Origin of the sequence: Rubrilithobacter danxiaensis (assembly GCF_047272945.1) — a bacterium.
GTDB classification, from domain to species: Bacteria; Bacteroidota; Bacteroidia; order Sphingobacteriales; family Sphingobacteriaceae; genus Rubrolithibacter; species Rubrolithibacter danxiaensis.
Genome location: NZ_JBKOPS010000013.1, coordinates 62825 through 79161 on the forward strand (window position 1 = coordinate 62825; position 16337 = coordinate 79161).

At 37.6% G+C, this 16337-nt stretch carries 16 protein-coding genes; 12 read left to right on the forward strand and 4 right to left on the reverse strand.

The window, feature by feature from the left end; genetic code table 11:
- Window positions 1-149: 149 nt before the first annotated feature.
- Window positions 150-1154 carry a glycoside hydrolase family 43 protein gene (locus tag ACLCDL_RS15235; protein WP_423149263.1) on the forward strand — a complete coding sequence of 335 codons (1005 nt, stop codon included), beginning with the start codon at window positions 150-152 and terminating at the stop codon, window positions 1152-1154.
- A 271-nt stretch (window positions 1155-1425) separates the two neighbouring features.
- Here ACLCDL_RS15235 and ACLCDL_RS15240 read toward each other — a convergent pair whose 3' ends face one another.
- Window positions 1426-1959 carry an OmpA family protein gene (locus tag ACLCDL_RS15240; RefSeq protein ID WP_423149264.1) on the reverse strand — a complete coding sequence of 178 codons (534 nt, stop codon included), beginning with the start codon at window positions 1957-1959 and terminating at the stop codon, window positions 1426-1428.
- A 182-nt stretch (window positions 1960-2141) separates the two neighbouring features.
- Between ACLCDL_RS15240 and ACLCDL_RS15245 the strand changes: the two genes are divergently transcribed.
- Genes ACLCDL_RS15245 through ACLCDL_RS15275 form a run of 7 tightly spaced genes read left to right on the forward strand, consistent with a single transcriptional unit; the run spans window position 2142 to window position 8939 of the window.
- Complete coding sequence (locus ACLCDL_RS15245) at window positions 2142-2756, forward strand: TetR/AcrR family transcriptional regulator (protein WP_423149265.1); 615 nt, start codon at window positions 2142-2144, stop codon at window positions 2754-2756.
- Between the two features lie 10 nt (window positions 2757-2766).
- Window positions 2767-4050: a TolC family protein gene (locus ACLCDL_RS15250; RefSeq protein WP_423149266.1), complete on the forward strand. Its 1284-nt coding sequence runs from the start codon at window positions 2767-2769 to the stop codon at window positions 4048-4050.
- Window positions 4051-4060: 10 nt separating this feature from the next.
- The gene (locus ACLCDL_RS15255; RefSeq protein WP_423149267.1) at window positions 4061-5008 is read left to right on the forward strand and encodes an HlyD family secretion protein; all 948 of its coding nucleotides are present in this window, start codon (window positions 4061-4063) and stop codon (window positions 5006-5008) included.
- Window positions 5005-5922 carry an ABC transporter ATP-binding protein gene (locus tag ACLCDL_RS15260; RefSeq protein WP_423149268.1) on the forward strand — a complete coding sequence of 306 codons (918 nt, stop codon included), beginning with the start codon at window positions 5005-5007 and terminating at the stop codon, window positions 5920-5922. The genes ACLCDL_RS15255 and ACLCDL_RS15260 overlap by 4 nt, the downstream gene beginning before the upstream one ends.
- Window positions 5895-6671, forward strand: coding sequence for an ABC transporter ATP-binding protein (locus ACLCDL_RS15265; protein WP_423149269.1), 777 nt, complete (start codon window positions 5895-5897; stop codon window positions 6669-6671). Before ACLCDL_RS15260 ends, ACLCDL_RS15265 begins: the two co-directional genes overlap by 28 nt.
- A 43-nt stretch (window positions 6672-6714) precedes the next feature.
- A complete protein-coding gene (locus ACLCDL_RS15270; RefSeq protein WP_423149270.1) occupies window positions 6715-7821 on the forward strand; it encodes an ABC transporter permease in 1107 nt (368 codons plus the stop codon).
- The gene (locus tag ACLCDL_RS15275) at window positions 7818-8939 is read left to right on the forward strand and encodes an ABC transporter permease (protein ID WP_423149271.1); all 1122 of its coding nucleotides are present in this window, start codon (window positions 7818-7820) and stop codon (window positions 8937-8939) included. Before ACLCDL_RS15270 ends, ACLCDL_RS15275 begins: the two co-directional genes overlap by 4 nt.
- Window positions 8940-8991: 52 nt before the next feature.
- On the opposite strand, the gene ACLCDL_RS15280 is transcribed toward ACLCDL_RS15275, so the two are convergent.
- On the reverse strand, window positions 8992-9861 hold the full coding sequence (locus tag ACLCDL_RS15280; RefSeq protein ID WP_423149272.1) for a sugar phosphate isomerase/epimerase family protein: 870 nt from the start codon (window positions 9859-9861) through the stop codon (window positions 8992-8994).
- Between the two features lie 35 nt (window positions 9862-9896).
- Window positions 9897-11666, reverse strand: a complete 1770-nt coding sequence (gene argS, locus ACLCDL_RS15285; protein WP_423149273.1) for an arginine--tRNA ligase — start codon at window positions 11664-11666, stop codon at window positions 9897-9899.
- An 86-nt stretch (window positions 11667-11752) separates the two neighbouring features.
- On the opposite strand from argS, the gene ACLCDL_RS15290 reads away from it, so the two are divergent.
- The 3 genes from ACLCDL_RS15290 to ACLCDL_RS15300 all read left to right on the forward strand — a co-directional run bounded on the left by ACLCDL_RS15290 (window position 11753) and on the right by ACLCDL_RS15300 (window position 15579).
- Window positions 11753-13186, forward strand: coding sequence for an arginine deiminase family protein (locus ACLCDL_RS15290; protein WP_423149274.1), 1434 nt, complete (start codon window positions 11753-11755; stop codon window positions 13184-13186).
- A 10-nt stretch (window positions 13187-13196) separates the two neighbouring features.
- Entirely contained in the window at window positions 13197-14132 is a 936-nt protein-coding gene (gene ctlX, locus ACLCDL_RS15295; protein WP_423149275.1) for a citrulline utilization hydrolase CtlX, read from the forward strand.
- A gap of 61 nt (window positions 14133-14193) precedes the next feature.
- Window positions 14194-15579 carry an arginine decarboxylase gene (locus ACLCDL_RS15300; protein WP_423149276.1) on the forward strand — a complete coding sequence of 462 codons (1386 nt, stop codon included), beginning with the start codon at window positions 14194-14196 and terminating at the stop codon, window positions 15577-15579.
- Window positions 15580-15611: 32 nt separating this feature from the next.
- On the opposite strand, the gene ACLCDL_RS15305 is transcribed toward ACLCDL_RS15300, so the two are convergent.
- Window positions 15612-15827: a DUF3820 family protein gene (locus tag ACLCDL_RS15305; RefSeq protein WP_423149277.1), complete on the reverse strand. Its 216-nt coding sequence runs from the start codon at window positions 15825-15827 to the stop codon at window positions 15612-15614.
- A 115-nt stretch (window positions 15828-15942) separates the two neighbouring features.
- Here ACLCDL_RS15305 and ACLCDL_RS15310 point away from each other — a divergent pair, with 115 nt between their 5' ends.
- Complete coding sequence (locus ACLCDL_RS15310; RefSeq protein WP_423149278.1) at window positions 15943-16335, forward strand: response regulator; 393 nt, start codon at window positions 15943-15945, stop codon at window positions 16333-16335.
- Window positions 16336-16337: the final 2 nt, after the last annotated feature.

Here is a 16337-nt window from a genome sequence, read left to right on the forward strand (position 1 = left end):
TACACTATCAATAAGAAAAAAATTTACTTTTGATTAAAAAGCCTATCGCAATTGATACTATAAAAACTGCCTGATCTGTTTGTAGATAAGAAGTAATTAACGATTTTAGTAATTTAATTAAATCAGATCGAACTATTAACCTACTTGAAATGAAATCCTCTTTTTTAAATAAGGCTCTGATCCTTGCGTTTTTTACCACGGTTGGCTCATCTCATTTATACGCACAATCAAACGCTGTAAAGAAAAGCTACTCAGGAAATCCGGTTTTTGATGGCTGGTATGCCGACCCTGAAGGGGCGGTTTTTGAGAATCGCTACTGGATTTATCCAACTTATTCGGCGCCTTATGAAAAACAGGTTTTTATGGATGCTTTTTCATCTCCGGATCTGGTAAACTGGACTAAACATGCACACATCGTTGACACTGCCTCCATCAAATGGGCTAAGAAAGCAATGTGGGCACCAGCAATTGTAAAAAAAGATTCCTCTTACTTCCTGTTCTTTTCAGCGAATGACATTCAAAATGAACAACAAACCGGCGGGATCGGAGTTGCAATAGCGAATCGCCCCCAAGGCCCTTTTAAAGATTACCTGCAAAAGCCTTTGCTCGATAAAATTGTTAATGGTGCTCAACCAATTGATCAGTTTGTATTTAAGGATAAGGACAATCAGTATTATATGATTTACGGCGGCTGGGGACACTGCAATATCACCAAATTAAAAGACGATTTCACTGGTTTTGCTCCATTAGAAGACGGCAGTACTTTTAAAGAGATTACGCCTAAGGATTATGTGGAAGGTCCTTTCATGTTTATCAGGAATGGCAAATATTATTTCATGTGGTCAGAAGGTGGTTGGGGCGGACCTAATTATCGTGTTGCTTATGCTATTTCTGATTCTCCTTTTGGTCCCTTTAACCGTATTGGTACTATTTTACAGCAAGACCCTACGGTGGCCACAGGAGCGGGGCACCATTCTGTTATTCACAACGAAAAGAAAGATGAATGGTATATCGTTTATCACAGGAGGCCCTTAGGTAAAAAGGATGCCAATGAGCGTGAAACCTGTATAGACAGAATGTATTTCGATCAAAACGGCCTGATCAAACCTGTAAAAATAACAATGCAGGGAGTAAAGAAAAGCCGCTTGAAGTAATTTAAACAACATTTTATAAAAACAAATCCGAACTATGGGCTGGGCTTATGCTGATGGAGAAAAGCTTCAAACGGTTTTTGTTATTTTACTAATTCTGTTTTTTGCCGCTCTATTTCTTGGATTATTTTTTCTTTATAAATTACTTAAACGAGCTATCAGAAGAATAAGCAAAACAAACTAAACTCATTTTGTTACCAATAAATATGATTAAAAGAATAATGCCGGAGGGTTTCCGGCATTATTCTTTTGAAATATATGAAGGGCTTTTAAATTATTTATCGTTTTTTATTTCTACCCGCCGATTCTGTGCTCTTCCCTCTTCGGTATCATTTGTTGTAATTGGCTTGCTTTCGCCATATCCCACAGTTTGCAGGTTTTCAGAATTTACACCGGCATTCACTAAGAAAGTTTTCACTGAAACAGCTCTGTCAACAGATAAGGATTTATTATGTTCCTCAGTTCCCTCTGCAGATGAATGGCCGTTTATAATAAACTTTGCTTCGGGATATTTCTTCATTTCGGAGGCAATTTTATCTAAAACAGGGTAAGACGAAGTTTTTAATACTGCAGAGTTAAATTCAAATTGAATATTACTGAAATTGAAATCGGGATTATCTTCAATAGAAACAGGTTCTTCCTTTTTCTCTTCAGTTACAACCGGTTCCGCTTTTTCTTCTACTTTTTCAGTTACAACCGCAGGTTCCTGCGCAGGTTGAGCTGCTATTTTTTTTGTTTTACAAGCCTGAAATGAAAGTGCCATAACTGCAATCATCAATGGCAAAAAAATTTTTTTGAAAATTCTCATAATAAAGATTTTTGTTAAAAATCTAAAACTACTTAAAACGTTCTACACAGGCAATACTTTGTAAACGATGTTGATTTTAACATCCCGGATTTTTATTCCAGCCGGATCGCAAAAATTTTACAAAAAACTTGCATGAAATAAATTCACATCTTATTTTTGATTTAACCAAATGGTTAAACAATATGGATAAAACAGTGAAAGATCAGTCAACAGAAGAAAAGATACTACAAGCAGCTAAGAAAGTGTTTGTACTGAAAGGCATGGCCGGTGCACGAATGCAGGATATTGCTAATGAAGCCGGAATAAACAAAGCCTTGCTTCATTACTATTTTCGCAGCAAGGAAAAGCTTTTTGAAGTAATTTTCACTGAAGCATTAATGCGGATCGTTCCAAGAGTTACTGCTATCCTTGATTCGGATGAACCCTTGTTTGATAAGATTGAGGAATTCTGTTCCGATTATATTGATGTGGTATCGGATAACCCATACATTCCTCTGTTTGTTATTAATGAAATGAATAAACAGCCGGATGATTTTATTAAAAAGATCTGGGGCAAACAAAAACCTGCAATTAACAACTTTCTTAAACAGGTAGAAGAATACAGCATGAAAGGTCTAATAAAAGAAACAGATCCGCATCAATTATTAACACATATAATTTCGATGACAATTTTTCCTTTTCTTGCAAAACCTATCCTCTTTTTTATCACTGATATGGATAACAAGCATTATTTGGAATTCATGCAGAAAAGAAAAAAAGAAATACCGCAATTTATTATTAATTCAATAAAGAAATAATTTTTTTGCCATGAAATTAACTAAATGGTTAAACAGAACGGTTATTACTTTAGTAACTTTTATCAGTCTTACATCAACTACTATAGGGCAAAATTTACCTGAATTAAGCCTGGAAGAGGCACAGCGTTTAGCACGCGAACACTACCCGGCTCTAAAACAAAAAAACTTTATAAAGCAAGCAGAAGAAGTAAGCATCAGTAATCTGAATAAGGGATTTTTGCCTCAGATCAGTATAAACGGCCAGGCTACTTATCAATCGGAAGTTACCTCGATAACAATTCCAATACCCGGAATTAACATTGATCCCCCGTCTAAGGACCAGTATAAAGCTACCACTGACATAAACCAGCTGCTTTTTGACGGAGGAGTGATCAGGCAGCAGAAAAAAATACAAAAGTTGAGTTCGCAAACAGAAGCACAACGAACGGAAGTAGAACTTTATCAGCTTCGTGAGCGAGTTGATCAGATTTATTTAACAATTCTTTTACTGGAACAGCAGCAAAAACAAATTTCGCTGATTTATAAAGACCTGCAAACAGGTATAGCAAAAGTACTGGCTCAGGTACAAAACGGAACTGCTTTTCGCTCCAACCTGGATGTATTAAAAGCAGAACTGCTTAAAACGGACCAGCGAAGTGTAGAATTAGAATCGTCAAGAGAAGGTCTGCTGAATACGCTATCAGTTTTAACGGGAACAGACCTGAACGCGGAAACAAAATTTGCCATTCCTCCCACCCCGGTTATAGGTGATTCAATTCAACGTCCCGAATTAGATCTTTACGAAAAACAGGAGCAGTTATTAAACCAGCAAAAGAAACTGGTTGCTGCAAAGAATCTTCCGAAAGCAAGCCTCTTCGGACAAGGAGGTTACGGAAGACCAGGGCTGAACTTTTTGAAAGATGAATTTGACTGGTTTTATATAGCAGGAGCAAAACTTACGTGGAATTTAAGCAGCCTATACACTGCAAAAGCGGAGAAAAAGCTGATTGATCTGAATAAAAACGGTGTTGAAGTCCAAAAAGAAACTTTCCTGATTAATACGCAATCACAATTAAAGCAGCAATTAGCAGAGATTAAAAAGCTCAAGCAGTTAATTATTTCAGACGAAACAATAATCAGTTTACGTGAAAAAGTAAAAATGGCCTCCAGAGCGCAGCTGGAAAGTGGCGTAATAACAGCAAATGATTATCTGAGAGAAGTGAATGCCGAAGACCAGGCCAGGCAATCCAGAATTATTCATCAGATGCAAGTGCTGCAGGCACAAATAAATTATCAGCATTTAACCGGATTTTAATTATACAGCAATGAATAAAATAATAACCTTATTACTTGGCACTTCAATTCTATTAGCCTTTTGCACCTCCAGTGAAAGCGATTATGATACCTCAGGTACTTTTGAAGCCAATGATGTGATAGTTTCTTCTGAAATAGCAGGCAAAATAATATCATTTAATATTGATGAAGGACAAACCTTACCGGCAGGCAAAATTGTTGGCGAGATTGATGCAGAGGGAATAGCTCTTCAAAAAGAACAGGTTGAAGCAAGCATACGTGCGTTAAATCAAAAAACTGCTGATGTAAAGCCCCAGGTAAAGCTACTGGAGGATCAGCTGGCTGTACAGCAATCGCAATTAAAAACACTGTTTAGAGAAAGAAAACGCACAGAGAACCTGCTAAAACAGGACGCAGCTACAGGAAAGCAGTTAGATGATATCAACGCCCAGATAGATGTGCTTAATAAACAGATAAAAGTAACACGGCAGCAGATCAATGTGCAGAAAAGCGCTATTTCTACTCAAAACAGGGGAATTTTAAGCGAGGGCAAACCGCTTGAAAAACGAATAGCCCAATTGAATGATCAGCTTGAGCGGGCAAACATCACCAATCCGGTAAAAGGCACAGTAATTACCAAATACGCAGAAGCCGGTGAGATAACAGCTCCCGGAAAAGCCCTTTATAAAATAGCCGATCTTTCTGAATTAACCCTGAGAGCCTATATAACCGGGAGTCAGCTACCTGAGGTTAAACTGGGTCAGCAAGTGCAAGTACGGGTGGATAAAGGGGAAGACGACTATAAAACCCTGCCCGGAACAATTACCTGGATAGCAGATAAGGCAGAATTTACACCAAAAACGATACAAACGAAAGACGAGCGGGCCAACCTTGTTTATCCGATGAAGATCCGGGTGAAAAACGACGGCTTTTTAAAAATAGGTATGTATGGAGAAGTAATTTTTAACCCCGAACAATGAAAGCGGTAACTGCAACGGATATAGTAAAAAGTTACACCACCGGAAAGACGACTACCATTGCTTTGCAAAAACTTTCGTTTGAAGTGAATAATGGAGAGCTTTTTGGAGTAATTGGCCCTGACGGCGCCGGTAAAACCAGTCTGTTCAGGATATTAACTTCGCTTCTTTTACCGGATGAGGGAGCTGCTTCTGTAGCCGGTTTTGATGTAGTAAGGGATTATAAGGAGATAAGGCAACGAATTGGCTATATGCCCGGAAAATTTTCTTTATACCAGGATTTGACTGTTGCCGAGAACCTGGAGTTTTTCGCCAGCATCTTCAATACCAGCATAGCTGAAAATTACAACCTGGTAAAAGATATTTATGTACAGATAGAGCCATTTAAAAACCGCCGGGCAGGAAAACTTTCCGGAGGCATGAAACAGAAGCTTGCTCTTTGCTGCGCCCTGATCCATAAACCTTCTGTATTGTTTCTTGACGAACCAACTACCGGCGTGGATGCTGTCTCACGAAAAGAATTTTGGGAAATGCTTAAAAGACTGAAAGCGCAAGGCATTACCATTCTTGTTTCAACTCCATACATGGATGAAGCGAGCTTATGCAACCGTGTAGCCCTGATGCAGTCGGGAAAAATTCTTTCAATAAATACACCTGAAAATATTATTAACTCATTTTCAAAACCTTTGTTAGCGGTGCAGGCTGAAAACATGTTCGGACTCTTGAAGGCATTACAGCAACTCCCGGAAGTAGCGGATGCTTATCCTTTCGGAGAATATCATCATGTGGTTTTAAAAGAAGGGAGTGACAGTAAGCAACTTTCCGATAAGTTGAAGGAGTCAGAATTTCCCGGCCTTGAGATTATTCCTGCTAAAGCCAATATCGAAGATTGTTTCATTCAATTGATGAAGAACTGATGGAAACTGCACAGCAAGTAATAACGGCAGATAAACTAACCAAGCGTTTTGGCAGCTTCGTTGCCGTAAATGAAATATCTTTTTCAGTTGGACGGGGCGAAATATTTGGATTTCTTGGTGCAAACGGCGCCGGAAAAACCACGGCCATTCGAATGTTATGCGGATTATCTATGCCTACCTCAGGAAAAGCAACGGTTGCAGGATTTGACGTTTACAGGCAGAACGAGCAGATTAAAAAAAGCATAGGTTACATGAGCCAGAAGTTTTCCCTGTACGAAGATTTGACAGTAAAGGAAAACATCCGCTTTTATGCAGGCATCTATGGCAAATCCAACAGTTTTATTAAGGATAGAACAGCAACATTACTGAAAGAACTTCACATGGAAGCAGAGGAAAATAAGCTTGTCCGCTCACTTCCTCTAGGTTGGAAACAAAAGCTCGCCTTTTCGGTATCCGTGTTTCATGAACCTGAAATCGTATTCCTCGATGAACCAACAGGTGGTGTTGATCCCGTTACACGTCGTGAATTCTGGAACTTGATTTATGAAGCCTCAGAAAAAGGAATTACTGTGTTTGTAACTACACACTACATGGATGAAGCCGAATATTGCGACCGCGTATCGATTATGGTGGATGGACAAATTGAAGCTTTAGACAGTCCCAAAAAATTAAAAGAAACATTCAGCGCTGAATCAATGGACGAGGTATTTTTAAAGCTGGCAAGAAAGGCAACCAGAAGCGATGGATGAGAAAGGAGTTAAAAGTTGAAGGTTAAAAATTGAAAGACTGATTATGAAGCAATTTCTATCATTCGTTAAAAAAGAATTTTACCATATTTTTCGCGATCCGCGTACCATGCTCATTCTTTTAGGTATGCCCATAGTACAGATCATCATTTTTGGATTCGCACTTACAAATGAGGTAAAAAACTCTACTATTGCTGTACTTGATAATGCAAAAGATCCTGGCTCTCAATCGCTAATCCAACAGTTGGATGCAAGCAAGTATTTCCAGGTAACCAAATATCTCCAATCGTACCGGCAGATTGATGATGAGTTTAAGAAAGGAAAAATAAAGCTGGTAGTAGTATTACCAGAAAAATTCAATAAAGAGCTGCATTACTCAAACAAAACTGCCGTACAACTCATCGCCGATGCTTCCGATCCGAATGTTGCCAATACACTTACCAATTATGCTTCGGCAATTATTCTGGATTATCAGAATCGTGTTTCAGGAAATGATAAGCTCCCTTACTCTATCAACACAGAAGTAAGGATGTTATATAATCCCCAATTAAAAGGCGCTTATAGTTTTGTCCCTGGTGTAATGGCAATGGTTTTAATGCTGGTTTGCACCATGATGACTGCTATCACCATCGTTCGCGAAAAAGAAAACGGAACAATGGAAGTGCTGTTGGTATCGCCGGTGCGGCCCTTAAAAATAATTTTAGCGAAAGCGGTCCCTTACCTGTTATTATCCGTTGTCAATATCATCAGCATTTTACTTTTAAGCGTATTTGTCCTCGATGTACCGGTAAACGGAAGCGTAATCCTATTGATAACTGAAAGCATTCTTTTTACAATTACAACCCTGTCTCTGGGCCTGCTTATCTCTTCGGCAACAGACTCGCAACAAACGGCCATGTTCATTTCCCTTACGGGGATGTTTTTACCAACGGTTATGCTCAGCGGCTTTATGTTTCCCGTAGAAAATATGCCTTTGCCGCTGCAGATTCTTTCGAATGTAGTACCTGCCAAATGGTATTATTTAATTGTGAAATCGGTGATGATCAAAGGCGTAGGACTGGAAGCTGTTTGGAAAGAAACGCTGATCCTTGCCGCAATGACCGTCGTTCTGCTGCTGCTTAGTATTAAAAAATTTAAAATAAGATTAGCATGAGAACGCTCAGATTTTTACTTCAAAAGGAATTCAGGCAAATATTCCGCGATCCTGCTATTCTTCGGATCATTTTTATCATGCCTGTGATGCAGCTCTTAATTCTGCCAAAAGCAGCAGATTATGAAATTAAGAACATTAAAATAACCGTGGTTGATAATGATCACTCATCCTATTCGCGGGAGCTTATTTCCAAGATATCTTCTTCAGGCTACTTTCTTCTCGAAAACTATACTTCTTCTTATTCAAAAGCAATAGAAGATATAGAGCGGGATAAATCGGATCTGATTTTACAAATACCGGCAGAATTTGAAAGAAATCTGGTTAGGGAAAACGAGAACTCCTTATTCCTAGCAGTTAACGCGATAAACGGAGTAAAAGCAAATCTGGGTGGAGCGTACCTTAGAAGCATTATACAGGATTTTAATCAGCAGATCAGGCTTAAATGGATTCAATTCCCCCGTTTTAGCCCACAACCTGTTATTGAAATCCGTTCTTCAAACTGGTATAATCCACTGATGAACTACGAATATTTTATGGTTCCTGGAATTTTGGTGATCCTGCTTACCATGGTCGGCGCCTTTCTTACTTCGTTAAATATTGTAAAGGAGAAAGAAATCGGCACAATCGAACAAATCAATGTTACTCCTATTAAAAAGTATCATTTTATTTTAGGTAAACTGATTCCTTTCTGGGTTCTTGGACTGGGCGTTTTAACCGTCGGACTTTTTATTTCCTGGATTTTTTACGGAATAATACCTGCCGGAAGTTTCTTTGTAATTTATGTTTTTGCTGCACTTTATCTTTTTGCCGTATTGGGTTTAGGATTGCTTGTTTCCACCTTTACTGCAACCCAGCAGCAGGCCATGCTGATCTCCTTTTTTCTTATGATGGTTTTCATCCTTTTGGGAGGACTTTATACTTCTATAGAAAGCATGCCCACATGGGCTCAATACATTACTAAATTAAATCCTGTAGCTTATTTTATAGATGTGATGAGATTAGTAGTACTTAAAGGAAGCGGGTTTGCCGATATTAAAAGCCATATTCTGGCAACTATTGCTTTTGCAATTATTTTTAACTCACTGGCAGTTTTTAATTATCAAAAGAGAAGTGGATAATATAGAAGTAAGGCTGACAGGTTTAAAACGCTGTCAGCCTTATTGTTTAAAATTATTCCTGTAAGCTTTTTAAATAAGCCATAGTTTGTGGAATCTGTTTTCCGTAGTTCGAGCTCTCATCTTCAATAAAATAATATTTCACTCCCACTTTTTTGGCCGCTTTTAAAATTTCAGGAACATTTAGCTGACCAGTTCCCAGGGCTACATCATTTTCTGTTGATGTTCCACCGGTAAGGTCTCCTTTAACTCCTTTTCTTAAATCTTTAAGATGGACTAACTTCCAGCGGGTTGGATATTTTAGTAAAAGCTGTGCAGGGTCCTGGCCCCCATGAAAAGCCCAGAGCATATCCAGTTCAAAGGACACATATTTAGGATTGGTATTTTTTACCATATAATCGAAAAGAGTTCCATCCTGGTAAGACGCAAATTCATAACCGTGAGGATGATAGCAAAGAGTAATTCCTTTTTCTTTTAAAACTTTTCCCGCAGCATTAAAATCGGTAATTGCTTTTTTTGCATCTTCCAGGGTAAATTCTTTCTGATGCGGTATCCAGGCTACCATTACATAAGAAGCACCAATAATTTTGGCTTTTCGTGCTATTTCAGCAGGATTCTTTACCAGTTCATTGTAGTCGGCTCCTACGGAAGGACTGCTCATATTCCGTTCGTCCAATAGTTTCCTGAATGCTTCTGCACTCATCCCCTGTGGATTCGTACTGCTTTCTAAAACAGTGATACCAAGAGATTTAATACTGTCTAAAGCTGCAGCAACATCTTTTTTCATGCTATTGCGGAAGGTGTACGTCTGCAAACCCGGCGTTTGCGGAAAAAGCGGCTTTCCTGTCTGTGCACTTGCTTCCAGGTAAATTCCAGACGAAATTGCTGCAATACTACAGGTATAAAATATCGTTTTAAAATTCATATATGTGTTTTTAAAATTACTACTTTGATAAGTTACTACATCCGCTCGGGCACTTCAATTCCCAATAATTTCATACCTTTTTTTATCACATTGGCAGTTGCAAAAGAAAGTGCAATTCTAAAATCACGTATAATTTCAGCATCGGCTTTTAAAATAGGTTCTTCATGGTAGAATTTATTATAAAGTTTTGCAAGTTCATATACATAATTGGCTAATTGTGCCGGACTAAACTCAGCAGCGGAAGCTTTTAATGTATCGGGATATTTGCTCAAAGCCAAAATGAGTTCTCTTTCTGTAGCCGCCAGGTTTTCAGGCAGGCCAAAACTTTTCGAAACATCTCCTCCAGCCCGTGCAATTACAGAACGAATGCGAGCATGCGTATATTGAATAAATGGCCCGGTATGCCCCTGAAAGTCAATCGACTCTTGCGGATCAAAAAGCAACCGTTTTTTGGGCTCTACCTTTAATAAGAAATATTTAAGAGCTCCCATACCGATAATATGATATAACTCCTTTTTCTCTTCTTCACTGAAGCCTTCCACCTTCCCTAACTCTTCTGTACGCTGCTGTGCAGTTTCTTCCATCTCAGTCATCAGATCATCCGCATCTACCACGGTTCCTTCTCTTGACTTCATTTTTCCCGAAGGCAGGTCAACCATCCCATAAGACAAATGATACAATCCTTTTGCCCATGTCTTTCCCAGTTTCTCCAGTATCAAAAAGAGAACTTTAAAATGATAATCCTGCTCGTTACCTACCACATAAATAGATTCATCCATTTTAAAGTCGTGGTATTTTAATTCGGCGGTTCCCAGGTCCTGCGTAATGTAAACAGATGTTCCATCGGCACGTAAAACTAGCTTTTCATCCAATCCGTCGGCGGTAAGATCTATCCAAACTGATCCATCCTCTTTTCTGAAGAAAACGCCTTTATCCAGGCCTTCCTGAATAATATCTTTACCTAATAAATACGTATTCGATTCGTAATAAAACTTGTCAAAATCAACACCTAGCTTCTTATACGTCTCTTCAAATCCTTTATATACCCAGCTGTTCATGGTTTTCCATAAGGAAATTACCTCTTCATCTCCAGCTTCCCATTTTTGAAGCATTTCCTGGGCTTCACGAATCAAAGGAGCATTCTTTTTTGCATCCTCTTCACTTTGTCCCTGTTGTTTGAACTCTTCAATCTGCTTTTTGTACTCCTTATCGAAAATAACATAATATTTGCCGGCTAAATGATCACCTTTTATACCACTGCTTTGGGGAGTTTCACCGTTTCCGAACTTCTGCCACGCCAGCATTGATTTACAAATATGAATTCCCCTGTCATTTACTAAATTGACTTTTATAACATTGAACCCGTTTGCTGATAAAATCTCCGCAACAGAATAACCTAATAAATTATTGCGTATATGACCCAAATGCAAAGGTTTATTTGTATTTGGAGAAGAATATTCTACCATTACCTTTTTGCCGTTCGGCGCAAACTGGCCAAAGTCAGTTTTTATTATTTTTTGCTGAAACTCCTCAAGCCAGTATTTATCAGAAACAGATAAGTTTAAAAAACCTTTTATAACATTAAAATCTGCTATTTCCGGGAATCTGGATTTTAAGAACTCTCCGATTTCTGAACCTGTTTGTTCCGGCGATTTTTTAGAAAAACGTGTAAAAGGAAAAGTGACAACCGTAACCTGCCCTTCAAATTCTTTCCTTGTTTGCTGCAGGTTGATGTCTGCAGAAGTAATTTCTGAATTATAAAGTGCCTTAACGGCATCAATTGTTCCGCGTATAATAAAATCCATCCGCCAAAATTAATTAATAAAGGCATATACTCCCACAATTTATATCGTGCAAAAACAGTTAGCTTTGTTGATACAAATAGTTATTTATGCCGACTGCTGATTTTAAGATAAAAGTTAGTTCTGAAGTAGGTAAACTGCGCTGTTTATTAATTCACAGTCCAGACAGCGGGTTAGGAAAAGTTGTTCCCTCTAAAGCTCAGGATTGGCTGTTTGAAGACATTGTGCATTTAGATACCATTAGGAGAAGGGAATACGATATTTATGTAAAAGTATTATTGTACTTTTTAGATGCAGCCAAAATAAAAGGGAAATACGACATCATTAATTCCACTGAAAGATCCTTTTTTATTCCAGATCATGTTGATTTTCATCATTCAACTAAAGTAATTGAACTGCAAACACTTTTATCAGAAATATTAGAAGATATCAGTGTAAGAAAAAAACTGGTCGCTGCCGTTTGTGCAATTGAAGGCTGCACCTACAGCTTACAGAAACAGCTGATAGAAACTGATCCGGTTGAGCTGGCTAAAGTTTTTATTTCAGGTTCTGTAAACGGTGAAAATATGATCTTCGCCCCAATTCCTAATTTTATATTTACACGAGATATAGGAATTACAATAAACGATCATATTTTATTAAACAAACCTGCTAAAACTGCCCGCAGCAGAGAAACTCTGTTAGCTCGATACATTTTTTTCAATCATCCGCTTTTTAGCAATTACAGGGATAAAATTGTTGAGATTCCCGATACCGTCCAATATTTTCTGCGCCCGGGAGAAGAACAAATTGAAAAAACCACGCTGGAAGGCGGCGACGTAATGATTGTAAGTAAAGATCACATTCTGATTGGTTGCAGTGAACGCACATCTTCCAGCGGAGCAGCAGAAGCTATTAAGATTTTATTTGAGAAAAACGTAGTTAGCAAAGCAACAGTAATTAAAATCCCCCGGAAAAGAGATTTTATGCATATTGATACTATTTTCACCCAGGTAAGAAAAAACATATGGGTGGTTTTAGATTCAATTACTTCTACCGATACTACCGTAAAAGATGATATTTTAGATAATCTGACAGGAAAACCAAATAAAGAACGTCCTGAAATTATACAGTTTGAAAAAGGCAATACCAAACAGCCAAAACGTTTTGAGTGTATACAGGAACTCCTGGAAGATATTAGTGAAAACGATTTGGGCTGTAAAGAAAAAACCGTCTTTATAAAATCAGGCAATAATATTTTTCCATACGATTCCCGCGAACAATGGACTGATTCCTGTAATGTGCTGGCTATTAAAGAAGGCGTGGTATTGGGATATGACAGGAATGATAAAACCATAGAAGCTTTTAAGGAAAATGGATTTGAGGTAATAAATGCGGTTGATCTGATTGATAAATTTGAAAGAGACGAACTTATACCGGAAAATATTGAAAACACGTTAATACTGATTCCTTCTGCCGAACTTTCAAGGGCCAGAGGCGGTTTTCATTGTATGAGTATGCCTTTATTAAGAGATCCTATTTAAAAAATACAAGATGCAGGCCACTTCCAATATATTAATGATCCGACCTGTTCAGTTTGATTACAACGAACAAACTGCTTTAAGTAATGCTTTTCAGAATTCTTCAGCGGCTAATGCAGAAGTTCAAAAAAAAGCACTGGAGGAATTTGACCGGTTTACAGAAATACTTCAGAAAAACGGTGTAAATGTATTAGTCGTCGAAGATACTCCGGCTCCTCATACACCCGATTCTATTTTTCCAAATAACTGGATTGCCACTTATAACGATGGTAAAGTATTCCTTTATCCTATGCAAGCCGAAAATCGCCGGCAGGAACGGCGTACAGATATTATCGATACATTAAAAACAAGATTTACGGTAAGCTCTGTAACCGACCTCAGTTATTTTGAAAGTGAAGAAAAATTCCTGGAAGGAACAGGAAGCATGGTTTTAGATCGCGATAACAAAATCGCATACGCTTGCCTGTCGCCCAGAACAGACCCCGAGGTTTTAAAGAAGTTTTGCGATTTAAGTTCTTATAAACTCATTTCCTTTAACAGTACCGATAAGAGTGGCAAAGCTATTTACCACACAAATGTTATGATGTGTATAGGCAATAAATTTGCTGTTATTTGCCTGGAAACAATTCTCGATGAAGCAGAAAAAGCAAACATTATTTCATCTTTGAAAAACACTGGCAAAGAAATTATTGAAATTACCGAAGAGCAAATGAATAGCTTTGCAGGAAATATGCTTGAGCTAAAAAATACCCATGGAGAAAGTTTACTGATTATGTCTGAACAAGCATTAAATTCATTAAGGGATGATCAGATCAGTATATTAAAAAAACATGCAAAAATTATTTCCTCCTCATTAAATACTATTGAAACCAACGGTGGCGGAAGCGCCCGATGTATGATAGCGGAAATACATCTCCCCGAAAAAATAAATTTTAGCATCTTTAAATAATTATGATAAACAATAAGAAAGTTTATGCTCAAAAAATCACATTTTTGCGAAAATTATAAGAATGCAGAGTTACGAAGAATTTCTTGATCTCAGTGTTGGCTTTCCACAGGAAGGTTTTGAGGTTTTGGATGATGAATTATATTTTCATGATCTTAACCTGATGGAGATGATCGAAACGTATGGAACTCCTTTACGTTTTACTTATCTGCCTATTATCAGTAAAAAAATTCAACAGGCAAAGTTGCTGTTTCAGCGTGCCATTCTCGAAAATAATTACCGGGGCGGATATAAATATTGCTATTGTACAAAAAGTTCGCATTTCAGGCATATAGTTGAAGAGGCTTTAAAAAACGACATTCACCTCGAAACCTCTTCTGCCTTTGATATGCCTATGATTGATGCGCTTGAAAAAAAAGGCATTGTAAGTAAAGATATCACAGTTATTTGCAACGGCTTTAAAACCTACCAGTACAAACAATACATCATTGATATGTTTCACGACGGGTTCAGAAATATCGTTCCCGTACTGGATAATAAAGAAGAGTTTAATATTTACGATGATGAACTGGATATTCCATGCAGTTTGGGAATAAGAATAGCTGCTGAAGAGCAGCCTGATTCGCAGTTTTATACTTCCAGATTAGGAATAAGAATGGAAGATGTAATAGATTTTTACAATAGTAAAATTGCTCAAAACCCTAATTTTAAAGTAAAACTGTTACATTTCTTTATCAATTCAGGAATTTCTGATACACCGTATTACTGGAACGAACTGGAAAAATACGTTACACTGTACTGTAAGTTCAAAAAGATCAATCCTGATCTGGATACGCTTGATATCGGAGGCGGAATGCCTTTTAAAGATTCATTGGTTTTTGATTTCGATTACAATTACATGGTTAACGAAATTGTTAAACGAATCAAAGAAATTTGTGCCGAACACGAAGTAATGGAACCGGACATCATTACTGAATTTGGTAAGTATACTGTAGCGGAAGCATCCGGTATATTATATAAAGTTTTGGGTCGGAAACAACAAAATGATCGGGAAAAATGGCTGATGCTCGACGGATCGTTTATAACGAACCTGCCCGATGTGTGGGCTTTAAACCAGAAATATATTCTATTACCGGTAAATAATTGGGACTCCGAATACGAACGGGTGAATTTAGGCGGAATTACTTGCGACGGACAGGATTATTACAATCAGGAAGCTCATATGAACAACGTGTTTATGCCCAAAACTCGTAAGGTTCAGTATCTTGGCTTTTTTCATACAGGTGCATACCAGGAAGTTTTAAGCGGATATGGAGGAATACACCATTGCCTTCTTCCTTCGCCAAAACATGTAATTATACGCCGTAACAGGGATGAAACATTTAACTTTGAAGTGTTCGGCGAAGAACAAAACAGCAAGCAGGTTCTTAAAATTTTAGGATACAATTAAAAAACAAAAGCTCCTAAAAAGGAGCTTTTGTTTTACCTGTTATTTTTTAACGGCTGTAGCAGGTATTCCAATCCGTTTAACTTGATTTCATACATTGTTGCCAAAAGCATTCCCAACTTACCGGGAGGAAAACCCTTTTGGTGGAACCAGATCAGATAACTTTCGGGAAGATCTGAAATTTTACGCCCTTTATACTTTCCAAAAGGCATCTCCATAGTAACAAGCGTTTTTAAAATTTCAGGATTCATTTACTTTTTAAATTTAAACTATTAACTTTAAACAATACAATTAAAAAACATCCGTTAAACGCAATTACCTTAAGCAAAAGTAAATATTTAAACAATCCGTTATTATTAACTCATCATGACCAAAGTAATTACTATCGACGATGAACCTATTAATCATAAAATAGCCCATTTAATTATCGGGAAGAACAACTTATTTGATCAATATACCGGATATACTGAAGCCTTAATTGCCTTTGAATTCATTAAAGACAACCAGAAAAACAGCCAGAATCTACCCGATGTAATTTTACTGGATTTAAACATGCCAAATGTAAGCGGCTGGGATTTCCTTGAAATGTTAAGTAATATCTCTTCCGATTTGAATAAAAAAATTAACGTTATTATTGTCTCTTCTTCTATTGATGACAATGATAAAAAACGCTCCAGAGATTTTCCTTTTGTAAAAGGATTCATTTCCAAACCATTATCCCCCGCTATCCTGCAAGAAACTTTAAATAAAATCAATTAAGC